Consider the following 16,428-nt stretch of genomic DNA (forward strand, 5'->3'; position numbering starts at 1 on the left):
ACTCCGATTTAATCAGTTGGAATAAGGGGAACGGTACGGGCTGACCGGCAAAGGCATAGGTCCGCTCAGGTCTTCGAACAAGTAGCGCAGATAAGCATTACCCGCGTACTGGCGGTAATCCTGGGCGTTATCGAGTCCGATTTCACCCCCCAGGTAGAACCGCGAGCTGAGACGGTATTCGGCCGCCGCGTTGAAGCTGTAGCCGACGCCGGTTTTGCTGGTGCTCTCGTACTTGGGATTATTCCTGGACGCTTGCAGCGTACTTTCGCCAGGGAAGAAATCCGCCCCATCTTGCGCGATATGCTGCAGGCCTACCGAACTTTTTACCTGGTAACTGAAGCGATCAAAGCTTTGTGCCCAACGAATCGGCACGCCCAGGGAGAAGAAGCGCTGCGGGCTGAAGTAACCACCGTTGCCGTAGGTGTAGAAGTCCTGGTTTTCCTTGAAGGTCATCGCCGAGCCGCTGATGCCCAGGGTCAACGTGTCCCGCTGGTTGTTGCGCAGGTACCAGTAGATGCCGCTGCCCAGTTCCAGGCGGGTGTTGTCTTCGACGTTATTGCCCAGCAATTCATGCAGCGACGCGTAGCCGTAGACGCCCAGCTTCTGGTTGTCATAGCTCAGCTCACCACGGCCGCCGTTGGCGGTGACGCCGCCCCATTTGTTGCCATCGCCGTCTTCGGAACCCGCGAAGGAAGTGACACTGTCGGTGACCGGACGCCGGGAAATATTGGCGCCATAGCGGAAGTTCGAATTGGCCTCGAACGGACGCGAGACACTCACGCCACCCACCAGGGTGTTGTAGAGGAAGCCCAGAGGGCTGACCCCGACGTCGGCCTTGAGACCTTCATCCGGATTCTCGAACGCGACGGCCAAGCCAACACCGGTGTCGCTCTGGGAGCCCGCCGGGGTGGTGGTGCCTTTGCCGAAACGCGACAACGCATCGCTGCCCACGCTGCCCGCACTCAAGTGCACCGGCGTGACGCGCAACGCTATGGTGTTATCGCCCACCGGCATGCGCGCTTCGAACGGCGCTTCCACATCGGTGATCTTGCTCAAGCCTTTCTCGCCGTTATTGCTGCGCACGCTCAAGCCCTGCACCACATACCCGGTACGGTCACGCAGGATGGTATCCAGCGCACGCCGTGCCGGGCTCAGCTCGGGGCTGTCGATGGAGGCGATGGTCGACGGCGGCACAAACGGGTCGCTCAGGTCGTTGGACGTCGCGCTGGCAAAAGCGCTGGACGTGACGGTCTTGGTCGGTGCATCGATCGGCGGCGGCACGGCGCCGGCGACAGTCAGGTCGGTGACCTGGCGGCGCTGGCCCGGCAAGCCCACGAAGGGGTTAGACGATTTGCCCTGAGGTTCGGCCTGGGCCACCTGGGTCCTGGCCTTCATCGCGGTTTCAATCGCCAGGGCCTTGCGCAGCAGTTCAGCGGCTTCGCTGTTCTTGCCCAGGCCCTGATAGATGCGTGCCGCCGAAGTGAGGATCTCCGGGTTGCCCGGTTCGAGCGCCAGGGCCTTGTCGCTGGCCGATTGCGCCAGGCTGCGGTCGTTGCCTTTCAGGGCGATGTCCGCCAGACCCAATTGCAGGCGCGCATTGTTCGGGTTCTGCTGGATCAACGGCGTGTACAGCTCCATGGCCTTCTTGCCATTGCCGCTGGCCGCGTACATGCGCGCCAGGGCACCGACACCCAATGCGTCGTTCGGGCGCTGGGCCAGGGCCGGGGAAAGCATGTCGTAGGCCGCCACCAGGTCGTTCTTCTCGCGCAGGGCGTCGGCCTGCTTGACCCGGTACAGGTAGATCAAATCGTCATAGCGCTGGCGACCGATCTCGGTCAACGGCTGGCCTTGCACTTCGCGCAGGATCTCGCCCGCCTCGCTGTACTTGTTGGCCTTGAGCAGTACGTTGGCGTACAGCAGTTTCTGGTCGACAGTCGGGTTGGGGTTGTTCTCCACCACCTTCTGCATCATGTCCAGGCCGAACTGCGGGGCGCCCACTTCAACATAAGCAGCAGCCAGCACCGCCACGCGCTCAGGTTTTTGCCGGGTCAGCGACTCGGAACGACCAAGCAGCGCCAGGGCTTCCGGACGCTGGCCACGACGCGCCGTTTCGATGGCGATGTCCGTCTGCTGATGCAGGGCGATATCGATCGCCAGCTCGTTCATGTCCGCCGTGCGCTGGGCGGTTGGGATGCGCCCGAGGGTGGCCTCGGCTTGTTTCCACTCGCTCAGTTCAGCCGACAACAGGGTGCTGGTGTACAGCGCATCCGGTTGGTTGGGCTGGGTCTTGAGCAGGCCGTCGATCAGGGCACGCGCATTGCGGATCTGACCGTCGCGCAGGTACATGCGCGCCAGGGCAAAGCGGGTCCAGGGGTTTTCCGGGTCGGCGTCGAGGGCCTGGCGGTAGGCGGCTTGCGCGGCCTTCAGGTCACCGCGCTGCTCGGCCAGTTTGCCGACCTGGGTAGCGCGCAGTGCGTTGATTTTCACGCTCGGCGCAAACTTGGCGCGCTGGGCCGGCGACACCGAGTCGATCAGCTTCAGGGCTTCATCCGGCTGGCCGGATTGGGACAATACGTTGATCAAACCGCTGAGCGCATCCGGGTCGCCAGGGTGACGGGCCAACACCTTGCGGTAGCCGGCTTCGGCAACGTCGAACTGGTTGTCCTGGGCCTGGAAACCGGCCAAGGCGATTGCCGCACCCGGTTGGCCCGGGTTCAGGCGCTCGGCCTGGGCCACCAGGTCGCGGGCCTGGGCACCGCGGCCGGCGCGCTGGGCGTCACGGCTCTGGCTGATCAGGTTCCAGTAACGCACGTCGTTCAGGGCCGACTGCCACGCGGCGCCACCGGGCAAGCGCGTGGCCTGCACCAGGTAGTTTTCCGCATCGCTGAAACGCTCTTGCTGTTGACGCAACACGCCCATGCCACCAAGGGCATCGACGTCATTGGATTTTTGCGCAAGGCGCGCCGTGAGCAGTGGCTCGGCGGTTTTCAAGTCGCCGTCGTCCAGGGCCTTGAACGCCTTGGTCATCTGCGGATCACGCTGCCAGGCACCGCCGCCCTTGCCTTGGGCGATGCCCTTGTCCATGAGCGCGCGGATCTCGGTGTCATCCGGGTGCACGGTGAGAAATTGCTGGAACAGCGACACCTGGTCCGGCTTCGGTGGGCCGAGCCAGACCAGCGCAAAGCGCCAGGTTTCATCGGCGTTGCCGCCCACATCGTTGTTCGAGGCCAGCTTGGCCAACGCACGGATACCGTCCGGCCGGGTTGCCGGGTTGCGTGCCAGGTGCTTGGCCAGGAACAGCGCAACGATCGGATCGTTGGGCCGCTCACGGGTCAGGCGCTGCAGGCCGGCAATGGCCTCATTGGTGCCCTTGGCGGTAAAACCCAGGGTGTTGTAGTACTCACGGGCGATCAGGCCCTGGGGCTGGCGGCCCTGGAAAATCTGACGGTACAAGGCCACGGCCTTTTCGCGCTCGTCTTCGGGCTCACCCAATTCACGCGCCTGCTCCAGCAGCTTGGCATTTTCCGGCATGTTGACGGTGATGTCCTGCTCCAGCTGCAACGCCTGGCGCGGCACCGGGCTCAGCGCTTGCAGTCGGGCCAGGTACTTTTGCGCCTCGGCCGGGTGGTTCTGCTGCATCTGGATCAAGCCGATGCCATAAAGCGCGTCCGGCTGCTCGGGGCTCAGGTTAAGCAGTTTCTGCCAGGTCTCCAGGGCCCGCTCGGGGTTTTTCTTCGCCTGCCAGTAGTAGCCCTGCTCGATCAGCAGGGACTGCGGGTCGCTGGTTTCAGCGAAGCTGGCGGTCGAGGCCAGGGCGGCGAGAATCGCAATGGCTAGCGTGTGACGGCGCATGCTGCCTCCCAGGAAAGTTTGACCGTACCGTCTTGTTCAAAACGGTACTTCTGATCGGAAAAGCCTTGGCTGAACAGGCTGAGCATGTAGTCGTAGTAGATCGGCTGCGCGCTGTCCGGCGCCGAGGGCGCCAAGGCTTTGTTGAGCGCGTCGTCGACCTTGGCCTTTTGCAGTTGTGCCAGGGCGGTTTCGCCACGGGCCTGGAAGAAGGCAATGGTCGACGCCGAGAAGCCGATCGGCGAATAGCCGTTGTTCTTCTCGACTTCGCCGGTGGTGACGTGGATTTTCTCCGGCGGGAAGCCGGTGGCCGCCGCAGCCGTCGCCCGGGACATGCCCCCCAGGGACTTGAGCATGCCCGCCGCGAGTGGATCGGCCTTGGCGGTCATGCCGGCCCACATGTAGGTGCGGATCGCGTCGTAGCTGCCCAGGTCATCGGAGAACGGGTCGACCACAAACAGCCCGGTGTTGGCACTGGTCGCACGGTAACCGACCCAGTTGGCCGCCAGGCCATGGGGGTTGCTGGCGGTGTCGGCGAGCATCCGCGCGTTGCTTTCGGCCACTTCGTTCCAGCCGGCATTCGGCCGCTCTTTATGGAAGCGACGTAGCTGCGCCAGCACCTGGTAGCTCGGGTTGAACCGCCACAGACCACCGGCATGGGCGTACCCCACCGGCCCCGGCAACAGCATCTTGCCCAGGCCCGGCACACGCACGATCAGGTTGCGTTCCACATTGGCCAGCACCAATTGCGCATCGGCGCGGTATTGCGGTGCATTCCACACGCGGGCCGCTTCAAGCAGGGCGTAGGCCATCCACAAATCCGCGTCGCTGGCAGAGTTGGGGTCGATCACGCCCCAGGTGTTGTCAGGCTTTTTGCCCCACAACCAACCTGGCAGGTTCTGGCCGATATCGGCCCCCGACATGTTGGCCTTGGTCCAGGTCCACAGCTTGTCGAAGCTGCCACGGTCGTTGCCGACCAGGGCGAAGAACATCGCGTAGGACTGCCCTTCCGAGCTGCTCTCGGTAGGTTTCATGGAGGAGTTGAGCACGCGGCCGTCGTCCTGCACGAAGCGCTTGGCATAGTTCTGCCACAACGGCCAGTCGCAGCTCTGTGCCTGCGCCACACCAGCACACATCAGCGAGCCCAGCGCTATCAGGGCCATGCTACGCAGCGGGCTCATGCCAACCGCCGTTTTGCACGGGCACGCAGCGACAGGTAGATCAGCGACGTGACCACCGCCAGGCTGAGGAAGGTGATCAACAGCATCCACCCCAGGTGCTGGGACAGTTGCCACTGCATGAACTTGAAGTAGTTGAGCTTGCCGACGTAGTACTGCTCGTCCGCCACCAGCGAGCTGATCTGCGTGCCTTGCACCACCGCCAGGCTGCCCTGGATCGAATCTTTGTAGTCGTCGCCGCCGATCAGGGCGGAGGTAGCTTCCAGCAGGCCTTGCGGCTGGTTGCTGGCGATCAGTACCACGCTGCGCCCGGACTTAAGCGGCGATTGGAAACCGGCCAGCCAGGTGCTGCTGCTCAAGCTGTTGAAGGTGATCCCGGTATTGGCCTTGTGGATATTGGCCGCCGGATCGGGGCTGACCCAGCTGCGCACATAACGCGGCAGGTCCGACAACAGGAACTGATGCTGCGCGCCATCGCTGGTCGCCGGCAGGTACTGCTGCCACTGCTTGAGCAGCGGTTGGTTGGCGGCGGTGGCGAGCACCAGCAGGTCCTTGTCGGCGACGCTTTGCACATCTTTGGCCTGTACCACTTTCACCGCAGTCGCCGGGTAACCGGTGGCTTCGCCGAAGCGGCCGAGCACGGTCAGGTAAGCGGTGATTTCATCGGTGCCGAAGTTGTCCGGCATGACCACGGCGGATTCCGACAGGTCGGCCAGGCGCGTGAACGGGAAACCGGAGTCGTTGAACACACCCAGGTTAGGCATGGCGATGTAGTGCTGGTAACCGGTGACATCGAGGGTCGAGTCCGGATCGACGGAACCGCGCATGTTGTCGACGATAATGTCGCGGCATTCGCCTTCCTTGATGTAGTCGTACATAAAGCGCAGCTGCAGCTTGGACTTGGGCGATGCCGAGCTGATCGGCAACAGGGTCGTCACTTCACGGGGCAGGCTTTCGTCTTTCTTCAACTGGTCGAGCAGGGTTTGACCGCCGCCCAGGTTGGTCACCGACGGCAGCGCCACGGACTTCATGAACTGGTCATTCAGACCGATCAGCAGCGCGGAATTGGTCGACACCTGCTGGGGGGTGTAACGGTATTTGAGGTGCAGCGGCACGCCTTCTTCGCGCCAGTTGAACAGGTCAGGCGGCAGGCGCATGTCGACGCTGATGGCGCCGGGATTGTAGCCCGACACACTGAGTTTCTGCTGCTCGACCAACTCACCGAGGCGCACCGGGCGGTTGCTCGGCAGCCAGTTCGGGGCGTCATAGGGACGGCGCGGCGCGAGGGCTTCGAGCTTGGTGATGACCACGCTGTTGCCGGCCAATACCGGGCTACCCAGCACCACGGCGGTGGCGGCGCGCTTGAGCTCTTGCGCGTCACGGCCGGTGACGATCAGCAGCTTGCCATTGGCGTCGGTGGGGTTGGCGATCAGGGTCAACGTCGGGCCGGTCGGCTTGGCGATGGCGACACCGTGCACATCCATGGCTTCGGCGGTTTGCACCAGCACGATGGCATTGCCCTTGGCCGGCAGCTCGCCGAGGGTGGTCGGGAAGGTCGCGCCACGGTAGCTGGCGAGGCCGCCGATCCAAGACGACAACGCACCGGCCGCTTCCAGGGCGGCACTGTCCGGCGCGGTGGCGAACACGAACGGCAGGCTCACCCGGCGCGCGTCACGCTTATCGAAGAATGGCAGCGGCAGCACGGCCAGGTCGTCCTTGAGGACGATCGGCTCGACCTGCACTTTCAGCTCACTGCTGTTGCTGATCTTGGCCCACAGGCTGCTGTGCAACGGGTCTTCGCAGGACATGGTGTAGTGACCGATGAACTGCAGGCTCAAGCGGTTGAATTCGGTGATCAACTTCGGCGGGATCTGCACCAGTTGTTCCTGCTGAGTACCGGCACCCTCTTTGGGCAACGCCAGGCTGGCGGCTACTTCGCCGTTGACCAGCACGTTGATCTGCGACAGGTCCGCCAGCAACGCCGGCGAGTAGCTGTACTTGAGCAACAGTTGCGCGCCCTTGACCACTTCGTCGGCACGAATGTCGAAGTTGACGCTGTCGGAAGACTCCACCCCTTGCAGGTTCATGGTGTCGCGACGCCCCAATTGCTTGAGGGTCAGGCTGTAGCCGTTGTCGGTGCTTTGCACGGGCACGGTGGTCACCGCTTGCTCGGCAGCTTGCGCCAGGGTGTTGAAACCCATCAGCGAGGCGATCATCAGCGCGAGTGCACGGCGCGGATGAGGGCGAGCGAAAATCTTCGAGGTCATGGCTTGTCCATCAGCGTATCAAGCGGTTTTTTGGGGGTGCGGCTCAAGGCCAGACGCAGTTCGTGTAGGGTGGCGCGGCCGAGGGTGAACAGGCCGCCGATGCCGATGGAACTGACTTCGCGCAGGGCCGCCAGCGGCGTATCCGGTTGGCCGGCGCCCCAGCTCGCGGCCCAGGTGTCGGCGCGGGAGAAGGTCAGGCGTACCAATTCGCTTTGCTGGCGCAGGCTGAGGGGTTCGAACTGGGCGCCGATCTGCGCCCCTTTGCTGAACACCACGCGCGCATCGAACAGGCTGTCCTGGCCGTTGCGCGAAAGCACCAGTTGCACGCGCTCGCCCTGGGTGATCGAGTGACCATCGGTGAGCATCAGGCCGAAGCCGTTCTGCGAGAAATCCTGGGTAGTGCCATCCAGCACACGGCCGTCGGCACAGATAATGCTCACCGGTAGCTTGGCGCTGACGCGCGGCTCTGAACGCACCTGGCGCGCCTCCGAGGCCACGGCTACGGCGGCGCTGGTGATGATCAGGTTGTAGAGGGTCCAGGTCAGGTTGATCGCCACCGTCACGGCCGTGGACGCATCGCCCCATATCAACTGATGGATACCAAAGCCCAGGCCGACCAGGTTCACGGCCAACAGCACCAGGTAAGGGCGCGCCAGCTTCCAGTCGAAGAACTGCTTGTCGATGATGCCGCCCTTGTCGGTGACATTGAAGCCACCGGCCTTGGGGTTGACCAGCGCCACCAGCACCGGCGGCAGGATGTACCAGGCCAGTACGGTCTCGTACACCTCGTTCCAGAACGAGTGCCGGAAACGGCCCTGGATGCGTGAGTTGGTCAGGCTTGAATGCACCAGGTGCGGCAGTACATAAGCGACGATCATCAGCGCCGAGGCATGGAAAATCTCCGCGCCAAAGACCAAATAGGCCAGCGGCGCGGTGAGGAAAACCAAACGCGGCAAACCATAAAAGAAGTGCAACATCGCGTTGGCGTAGCAGATGCGCTGGCCCCACTTGAGGCCCTTGCCCAGCAGCGGGTTGTCGGTGCGGAAGATCTGCGCCATGCCCCGCGCCCAGCGAATCCGCTGGTTGATGTGGCGCGACAGGCTTTCCGTGGCCAGGCCCGCGGCTTGCGGGATCGCCAGGTACGCCGTGTTGTAGCCCAGGCGGTTGAGCTTGAGCGCGGTGTGGGCGTCTTCGGTCACGGTCTCGACGGCCACCCCGCCGATTGCCAGCAGCGGCTCACGGCGAATCACCGCACACGAGCCGCAGAAGAAGGTGGCGTTCCACAGGTCGTTGCCGTCCTGCACCAGGCCGTAGAACAACTCGCCCTCGTTGGGCACGGCGCGGAAGGTGTCGAGGTTCTTTTCGAACGGGTCCGGCGAGAAGAAGAAGTGCGGCGTTTGCAGCATCGCCAGCTTCGGATCCTTGAGGAACCAGCCCAGGCTGACTTGCAGGAAGGAGCGCGTCGGCACGTGGTCGGCGTCGAACAGCGCGATGTATTCGCCGTCGGTGACCTTCAACGCTTCGTTGAGATTGCCGGCCTTGGCGTGGAAGTTGTTGTCGCGACGGATGTAGTTGACCCCGACCTTGCGGCAGAACTCGCGAAAGTCATCACGGCGGCCGTCATCGAGCACGTGCACGCGCAGCTTGTCCTTGGGCCAGTCCATCGCCTGGGCGGCGAAGATGGTCAGCTTTACGATGCTCAACGCTTCGTTATAGGTGGGGATGAACACATCCACCGTCGGCCATTCTTCCGGCTCGGTCTTGAGCCACACCGGAGTGCGACGCAGCGGCCAGGCGGTTTGTACGTAGCCGAAGATCAGCACGATCAGGGCGTAGAACTCGGCGGCGACCAGGCCGTAGCCGAAGAACATGTCGAGCCAGGTTTCAAAGCCCAGGGTGGAGGTGAGTCGCCAGAACATGTAGCGCAGCGAGGCCACCAGCGACAACACCACCAGCGCAAGGATTGCCAGGCGCCCCGGGATCCTGCGCAGCACCAGCACCGCCATGAAGCACACAGCGGCAAACAGGCATTGGCTGTAGAGGTCCAGCGGCGCACTGATAACGCCAAAAAACAGCAGGGCACCGAGCACGCAACTGGCAAATACCAGCACCGTACGTAGCGCCGCAGGCCAGCGATTGAAGCGCGCGATGGCGCCATTCAGGCGCTGTTCAGCGCGCCCTTCGACGAAGGGCGTGGAGGACGTATTGTCGGTCATGGAAGGTCCGAGTCGATGCGTTCGAGCAAGGCGCGGCACAGGGCGTGGACGTCCTGGCAGCCGATACTGTTGACGGTAGGGTCGAGGGGATCACGCCCGTAGGCCTGGGCTTCGCTGAACGCCAGGTCGCGGTGTACCGTGCCCAGCAGGGCACTGCCGAGGCGCGTCTTGAACACCTCGGCCATGTCCAGGCTGAAGCGGTGGGCGGCGTCCAACTGGTTGATCACATAAAAGCGTTGTGGCGGTTTTGCGCGTTGCAGGTATGGCGCCAGCACGCTGTCCATCTGCTCCAGGGTGCTGAACGACGCCACATCCGACTGCACCACCACCAGCACCGCGTCGGCGACCGACATGGCTTGACGGAGGTACACGGTGTTGCCGGCCGGTACGTCGATGATGACCGTGTCCTGGCCGTTCAGCTTAAGGCTGGCCAAACGCTTGCCAAGCCACTCCGGATCCTGGCCCAGCCAGCGATTCAAGCTCTGCTGCTGCTCGTGGTCAGTGCCACCGAACGCCACCAGGCGGCAACCGCCAAAGCCGTGCTCAGGCAGGGCTTCCCAGCTTTCGTTAAGCAAGCTGGTGGCACCGACGCCAGGGAAGTCGAGGCCCAGGCACAGGTGGTGACGCAGGGCGTTTTGCGGGTCCAGGTCGAGGGCAAGCGCCGGGTGCCCCTGGCGCTGCAAGCCACTGGCAATCGCAGCAGACAAGGTGCTACGGCCCACGCCCCCTTTAACCGAAACCACCACCACCACTTTCGGCGTGGACTGCTCCGAATACACCTCGCCTTGCGTGCCCGGTACCACTTCGGACCGTGGCAGGTGGTCGGCGGCGCCATGGTTCAGCTCTTCGAGCAAACGCAACAACGGGGCCGATGGGGCTTCGTCCAAGAGAGCTGCCACTGCAGGCGGGGGAGCAACAACCTCCGGGCTTTCCAGGACCTCTACTTCGTCCTCGATAAACTCATGGATAAAGTCGATTTCGCGGTAGCCATTCGGGTTGGCACCCAGCTTGTTGAATAGTTTTGAAATGTCATCTGCTCGACTCACTCACTGCCCCTCCCCACCTGGTTTGCGCTTTAAAGGCGATAAAAAGGTCAGCGAAGAGCTGACCTTGTATTTTTATAGTTATGTGTTGGCCGAGGCATTCTGTGATATCACATTGATGGTGTCAGTATTTTGATGCTTTTAGCCCGATCTTATCCGACGAACGGCCTGGCGCCATTTTTATGACTATTTCGCCGAAAAAAATGCATTCCTTGTAAGAACATGAACTTGCACTGATTTATCGTGATTTTTGTTGGCCTGCTGGTCAAAAACGGCACAAATCTGACATACCCACAAACAAATAATCCATTGCCTCAAATCTGTCTCGAAAATTTGCCTACACGATTTTGCGATTAAACCTACTATTCATATCGCGCGACAGAATACGCAAACCGCAGCTGGATTCAAGGCAAAACCCACCCGGCGGTCGCCCGCGACGTCTATGCACAACTAAGCAAAACCCACGCCGCTGGACACTTCCTCGACCCTCAATGAACCCACCCATTGAACCAAGAGGATACCCAGCACGAGCGCAAACGCGTTGACCATCGTCAGCCTGCGGGCATTGGCTCAGGCTTATTGATGAACCCGCCTCTCGGTGAATTCATAATCACCCTGGCAATCACTGGTAGGGGCCGCTGCCATGCTCACGTAATGCACGGTGTCCGGATCCACCAGCTTATAGGCGTACACATCCGGCGAACGCACCCCATCGGTGCGCAACTCGTTCTTACCGTCGGCCGCCGACCACGAACCCTGCTCGGTCTGAATCACCTGCGTCTGCTGCGCATCGCGAAAGAAGGTAATGGTGAAACGGCCATCGGCCTTGAGGTGGTTGGTCCACGACAGGAACTGACAGTTGCCGGCTTCCGAACGCAGGCCTTTCCAGGTACCGACCAGCGCGGGGTCATTGCCGGGCTTGGTAGTGGAGCACGCGCTGAGAGCGGCGGCGAGGAGGATGAGGCACAGGGAGAGAATCCGTTTCACGTGGGGCTTCCTTAGGCAGGGATGAACTCAAGATCGCACCGGCCAGGCCGCCCGGCGACGAGAGAAGAATCCTACCCGTGCTTGCCGGAAAAAGGGGCGTTCGTGAAAAAAGCTCGGGTTCTGCAAAAATAGTCAGAATTCAGGGGTTTACAGAACGTTGCCAATCGCTATAATCGTCGCCCTAACACGCCGGTATAGCTCAGTTGGTAGAGCAACTGACTTGTAATCAGTAGGTCCCGGGTTCGACTCCTGGTGCCGGCACCATACAAGGTTCCAGAGAAGGCTTTCAAAATCTCTGGAACCCCCGAAAAACCCGCCTTCTGGCGGGTTTTTTCGTTTTGGGGTTCTGTCGGGTTACGTCAAAATCTGGTGGATTCCAGCCGTTTTAGGGGTAATGTTAGGGGTAAGGTAATTCGATAAAGGGGGAGTACCCTTATGTCGCGCACCACTGCTCCACTCTCCGACTCGGCTTGCCGCTCAGCCAAGCCCACTGACCGCGCCTACAAGCTTTTCGACGGCGACGGCCTCTACCTTCTAGTCCAACCCAATGGCCGTAAAGGCTGGCGTCTCAGGTATGTCAAACCTGATGGACGCGAAGGACTGACCTCGTTCGGCAGCTACCCCGTGGTCGGCCTCGCCGATGCGCGCAACAAGCGCCTAGAGGTCAAGCGGATGCTGGCGAAAGGCATCGACCCCATAGAGACCAAACATCAAGCCAAGACGCAGGCCGCAATCAAAGGCCGAACCTTTGAAAGCGCTGCACTGGAATGGCACAAAGCGATGTCTGCCAAATGGGCACCGGGCCATGCTAAGACGGTCCTGAGCCGCCTCAAAACCCATGTATTCCCGCTGATCGGCGCTCGCTCTATTGTCGATCTGGACACCCATGACCTGATGCAACCTCTGGAAGCGATCCAGAAACGCGGCACGATTGACGTCGCTTTAAGGGTACAAAACTACCTGCAAAGCATCATGCGCGAGGCGAAACGTGCTCGACAGATCGCGGCAAATCCTGCCTCCGACCTTGAAGGTTTGATCAAAGCCCCGAGGGTGATTCACCGCCCTGCTTTACCCTTATCGCGTCTGCCTGAATTGCAGGAGCGCATCGACACCTACAGAGGCCGCGCACTTACCCGGCTGACGGTCATGCTCTCGCTGCATGTGTTCGTCCGCTCCAGCGAACTGCGCTTCGCCCGCTGGAGCGAGTTCGACCTCAAGCGCGGCACCTGGGAGATACCGGACACTCGACCCGCGTTGGACGGAGTACCCTTTTCAACAAGGGGAACGAAGATGGCCGGGGACATCCACCTTGTACCCTTATCGCCGCAAGCCGTGGTTCTGCTTGAACAGATCCACGTCCTCACCGGCAAATTCGGCCTGGTGTTTGCAGGCGACGCCAAGCCCTGGAAACCCATGTCTGAAAACACGGTGAACAGCGCACTCAGAAAAATGGGCTATGACACCAAAACCGAAATCTGCGGGCATGGGTTTCGGTCGATGGCCTGTAGCGCGCTGATTGAGTCAGGGCTGTGGTCCGAGACAGCCATTGAAAGGCAGATGAGCCACAAGGAGCGGAATAACGTCCGCGCCGCTTACATCCACAAGGCCGAGTTCATTGAGGAGCGCAGGCTGATCATGAACTGGTGGAGCCGGTACCTAGAGGCCAACCGGCAGGAGCATGTCACTCCACACGAGTTCGCGAACCAGACCGGAGCGAACGTCACTCGCCTAAAAGCAAAACGTGGCGCAACCGAGTAAGCGTTCGGTCTTCATATCTCAGTGATCCGCTTGTCCACGCGGGTCCATCCAAACAGGGCTGCAAAGCCGCCCTGCTTGGATGGACCTCACTTAAAAAATCTAAAGCCCACGCAACTGTCTGTGGAAAACCACAGATTTCCACCGGTGGATAATTTCATCCACAGCCGCAGAATTCCCGAGAACTCAAGCCTTGACCCGAATTATCCACAGGCGTAGAAAAGATCGGGCAAAGCGCTGTCGTTGACAGCAACCCCAGGTAGCCAGAACCTTTAAGGCTACGCCACACCGTGGTGGTTCTCCCAAAGTGCGATTAGCGTCCGGCGGCTCGCACGGTCACAGCGATGTGATGGATGCCTACTTTTACCAGCGTGCCCACTGCGGCAACTCATTCCCTTTCATAGCTGCCCTGCAGCAACCTATCCGCTTGGCCACTTCATTGCGCCAACCTGCGCCCGTCTCTTTCTTCCGGAAAGAGACGGGCGCTCCTAACGCTGCTGCAGCCCATCTCGTACAAGGCATTGCAGCATTTCCCCTCGTGACAATCGGCGTGACAAACACCGAAGTCACCAGCAACAGCGCCGCAGATGATGGTGCCGCAGCCCAGGGAATGGACTGCACCTGACTGACAGTCAGGCATGCCCCGGTCATCGCATCACTGCTTTTACCTGACTCAGGATCTCGCGGCGTTGGATTCGTCAGCCGATGCAGCCACCACCCGCCCACTTCCTCGGAAGTGTTCAGGAGGCCAGATCATGAGATGCCCAAGCTCCCGGTCGTAAAGAGCCGCCAGTCCCGCGTTAGTGGACAACCCTCACAGGTCGCAGGGGCCTTGATCCCTGATAACACTCAGCATTCTTGGCGGGATGACGTGGGGAAAGTTTTAAAAGTTTTGGCTTCGAGAGGAGTTTGCTCATGGCATTGGTAGGAAGGCGAGACGGGCGCAATTTTGGCTATGGTCGGCAGCTGAGCTATGCGGGGCCACAAGCATTACGTGATCTTTTTGGCGGCGGGCATTACGGCACGGTCAAAGCGCACAGTGATCGGTGGCAGGCATTTGTGCGGTGGTGTCGGTCGAAGGATGGGCCAGGGTTTAACGATGCGCGGCAGATAGATCGGCAGACCTTGCTGGACTACGCCGGACATCTGCGTCAGCAAGTTGAACAAGGCGCTATAGGCATCGCCACCGCGCAAAACCGGTTGTCCAGCGTGAACCGGACCCTGGCTGCGCTTCGCGGTGATCAGTATATGAGAGCGCCAAGTCCAAGTAAGGCGCTGGGAATGCAGCGCTCCGGTATCCGCAGTGAAGTACCTCAAGGCCAAGACCGCGCACAAGTGAAACGGATCGTTGAAGTGCTATGTGAACATCAGCAGCCACGAGTCGCTGCCATCGTGCAGTTGGCACGCGAAACCAGGATGCGTTTACGTGAGGCCAATTTAGCAAACCTGCCCCGGCTGCAACGTGAGGCCAAACAACTCGGCAGGATCAACATCCAGGACGGCACCAAAGGCGGTCGTTCGGGCGCATCAGCCTCTCGCTGGATTACGGTAAGCAATAAGATCCGCGAGGCACTGGCATTCGCCCATCAAGTTTCGCCAAAAGGTAGCCGCAACCTATTGGCCCCGAACGAAAGCTACCTAGACTTCCTAACGAGCACCGTCCGTCCCGCTCGAGACCTCCTCCACACGCATGAACTCAGAGGCTTTCATGAGCTGCGGGCGGCTTATGCGTGCGAACGCTACGAGGAAATCACTGATCACCTCGCGCCCATCAACGGTGGTAATTGCTACCAACTCAACCAACACCTCGATCAGTTGGCCCGAGTACAAATCAGCTACGAACTTGGTCACGGTCGTATCGACGTGGTTTCGGCTTACATTGGTGGTCGAGCATGAGCAAAACATTTGATATGGAACTGTTCCTGGCGAGCGTACTGACTGGATCGTATACCACACGTCAACGTCACCTTCGGCAGGCAAAGATAATCCAAACGACAATTGTTAATCGCTGGAACCTGGAAAACCCGTGGATATGGCAACGAAAGCACCTTATATGGTTCCTAAACAACAGCGCGAATAATAAGTCAACCTCCACCCATTATTATTACGTACTGACCGCTCGTTTGATCGTATCTCGGTTAAAAAAAGGGTGGCGGTTACCGAAATAACCATACGAAATTTCTTGGGACGATGCTTACTCTGGAGAAGTCATGCTAAGCTCTGATGCACCAATTAAAAGCGAAAAACTCAACAACAAATTACAACCGGCCAGCAATCAACATTACTCCTTTAAAAGTCACCATGAACAAAAAAATTATTTTATGTGCCTGGATCTGCGCAACATCTATAATTCAGATTTTTTTGGATAAAGTTATTTTCCCAGAAAATGACAAAATACAATATAGAGAGATGGAACTCTACAGACCACGAGCGGACTTCGAATACAAATTAACTGAACTGTTAAAAAGTATACGCACCAACCAGTATTATGAGAAGTTAAACATTGAAAATACAAAACGAACAATTGACACAGCCTATATACATACACTTCTTGAGTATCATCGAGAGATCGTTCAGCTCTACGACGTAGCGGGATCAAAAGAAATTCTATTAGCGCTTCAAGAAATGGGTACCGATATTGTACGAATGTCTAAGAGCATTGGATATAATACTTGCGTTCCCAGCGATCAGTTTTCCAACTTCAATACTTCTGCAAAAGAGATAGCTCCGCTAATAGATAAATTAAGTTCCATTAAAGAAAACATATTAAACTTTGACGAAAAAATTCGTAAAGCTAAACCTGATCATCTCGAAAACGGAAAGTTTGATACTGAAGCAGCGGCAGAAAAGGTCAGGCTATTGATCGAGCTTATGAAAGATCCATATCTATATGTTAGATTCAACAACAAAGACCCAATTTCTGATTTCCAAAAATACATAAATGACTTCGACACCATACATGAGACATATAGAACCTGCGCTGCCAACTATGCAGAGAGAAACGAACACAACAACCACATTAAATTGTTTTATCAAATTATGACCCTCTTAATTCTCACCATACTTATGTATAGAAAAGACTTGTTATAAATATTCAAATATTCAAATATTCAAATATTCAAATATTCAAGAA

The 16,428-nt window shown here is 59.3% G+C and carries 9 protein-coding genes and 1 tRNA gene; 4 read left to right on the forward strand and 6 right to left on the reverse strand.

Annotated features, from left to right (window positions below; translation table 11 throughout):
- Window positions 1-12 precede the first annotated feature (12 nt).
- The 6 genes from C8K58_RS10355 to C8K58_RS10380 all read right to left on the reverse strand — a co-directional run bounded on the left by C8K58_RS10355 (window position 13) and on the right by C8K58_RS10380 (window position 11,540).
- Window positions 13-3,852, reverse strand: coding sequence for a cellulose biosynthesis protein BcsC (locus tag C8K58_RS10355; protein ID WP_027605100.1), 3,840 nt, complete (start codon window positions 3,850-3,852; stop codon window positions 13-15).
- On the reverse strand, window positions 3,834-5,030 hold the full coding sequence (bcsZ, locus tag C8K58_RS10360; protein WP_027605101.1) for a cellulose synthase complex periplasmic endoglucanase BcsZ: 1,197 nt from the start codon (window positions 5,028-5,030) through the stop codon (window positions 3,834-3,836). Before bcsZ ends, C8K58_RS10355 begins: the two co-directional genes overlap by 19 nt.
- Complete coding sequence (bcsB, locus tag C8K58_RS10365) at window positions 5,027-7,294, reverse strand: cellulose biosynthesis cyclic di-GMP-binding regulatory protein BcsB (RefSeq protein ID WP_027605102.1); 2,268 nt, start codon at window positions 7,292-7,294, stop codon at window positions 5,027-5,029. The genes bcsZ and bcsB overlap by 4 nt, the downstream gene beginning before the upstream one ends.
- Window positions 7,291-9,510: a UDP-forming cellulose synthase catalytic subunit gene (gene bcsA, locus C8K58_RS10370; RefSeq protein ID WP_027605103.1), complete on the reverse strand. Its 2,220-nt coding sequence runs from the start codon at window positions 9,508-9,510 to the stop codon at window positions 7,291-7,293. Before bcsA ends, bcsB begins: the two co-directional genes overlap by 4 nt.
- Window positions 9,507-10,556, reverse strand: coding sequence for a cellulose biosynthesis protein BcsQ (gene bcsQ, locus C8K58_RS10375; RefSeq protein ID WP_027605104.1), 1,050 nt, complete (start codon window positions 10,554-10,556; stop codon window positions 9,507-9,509). The genes bcsA and bcsQ overlap by 4 nt, the downstream gene beginning before the upstream one ends.
- 573 nt (window positions 10,557-11,129) lie before the next feature.
- On the reverse strand, window positions 11,130-11,540 hold the full coding sequence (locus C8K58_RS10380) for a hypothetical protein (protein WP_108573680.1): 411 nt from the start codon (window positions 11,538-11,540) through the stop codon (window positions 11,130-11,132).
- A gap of 188 nt (window positions 11,541-11,728) precedes the next feature.
- Between C8K58_RS10380 and C8K58_RS10385 the strand changes: the two genes are divergently transcribed.
- From C8K58_RS10385 to C8K58_RS10410, 4 genes are all read left to right on the forward strand, one after another.
- Window positions 11,729-11,804 (forward strand) — tRNA-Thr (locus C8K58_RS10385).
- Between the two features lie 171 nt (window positions 11,805-11,975).
- Window positions 11,976-13,298 carry an integrase arm-type DNA-binding domain-containing protein gene (locus C8K58_RS10390; RefSeq protein WP_108573681.1) on the forward strand — a complete coding sequence of 441 codons (1,323 nt, stop codon included), beginning with the start codon at window positions 11,976-11,978 and terminating at the stop codon, window positions 13,296-13,298.
- 912 nt (window positions 13,299-14,210) lie between these two features.
- Window positions 14,211-15,191 carry an integrase domain-containing protein gene (locus tag C8K58_RS10400; protein ID WP_108573683.1) on the forward strand — a complete coding sequence of 327 codons (981 nt, stop codon included), beginning with the start codon at window positions 14,211-14,213 and terminating at the stop codon, window positions 15,189-15,191.
- Between the two features lie 327 nt (window positions 15,192-15,518).
- The gene (locus C8K58_RS10410; RefSeq protein ID WP_108573684.1) at window positions 15,519-16,385 is read left to right on the forward strand and encodes a hypothetical protein; all 867 of its coding nucleotides are present in this window, start codon (window positions 15,519-15,521) and stop codon (window positions 16,383-16,385) included.
- Window positions 16,386-16,428 lie beyond the last annotated feature (43 nt).

Origin of the sequence: Pseudomonas sp. GV047 (genome assembly GCF_003058245.1) — a bacterium.
Lineage (GTDB): Bacteria > Pseudomonadota > Gammaproteobacteria > Pseudomonadales > Pseudomonadaceae > Aquipseudomonas > Aquipseudomonas marginalis.

Excerpts from the sequence above, each read along its gene's own strand:
- C8K58_RS10355 (WP_027605100.1), bottom strand. The coding sequence starts at position 3,852 with ATGCGCCGTCACACGCTAGCCATTGCGATTCTCGCCGCCCTGGCCTCG.
- bcsZ (WP_027605101.1), bottom strand. The coding sequence starts at position 5,030 with ATGAGCCCGCTGCGTAGCATGGCCCTGATAGCGCTGGGCTCGCTGATG.
- bcsB (WP_027605102.1), bottom strand. The coding sequence starts at position 7,294 with ATGACCTCGAAGATTTTCGCTCGCCCTCATCCGCGCCGTGCACTCGCG.
- bcsA (WP_027605103.1), bottom strand. The coding sequence starts at position 9,510 with ATGACCGACAATACGTCCTCCACGCCCTTCGTCGAAGGGCGCGCTGAA.
- C8K58_RS10390 (WP_108573681.1), top strand. The coding sequence starts at position 11,976 with ATGTCGCGCACCACTGCTCCACTCTCCGACTCGGCTTGCCGCTCAGCC.
- C8K58_RS10400 (WP_108573683.1), top strand. The coding sequence starts at position 14,211 with ATGGCATTGGTAGGAAGGCGAGACGGGCGCAATTTTGGCTATGGTCGG.
- C8K58_RS10410 (WP_108573684.1), top strand. The coding sequence starts at position 15,519 with ATGCACCAATTAAAAGCGAAAAACTCAACAACAAATTACAACCGGCCA.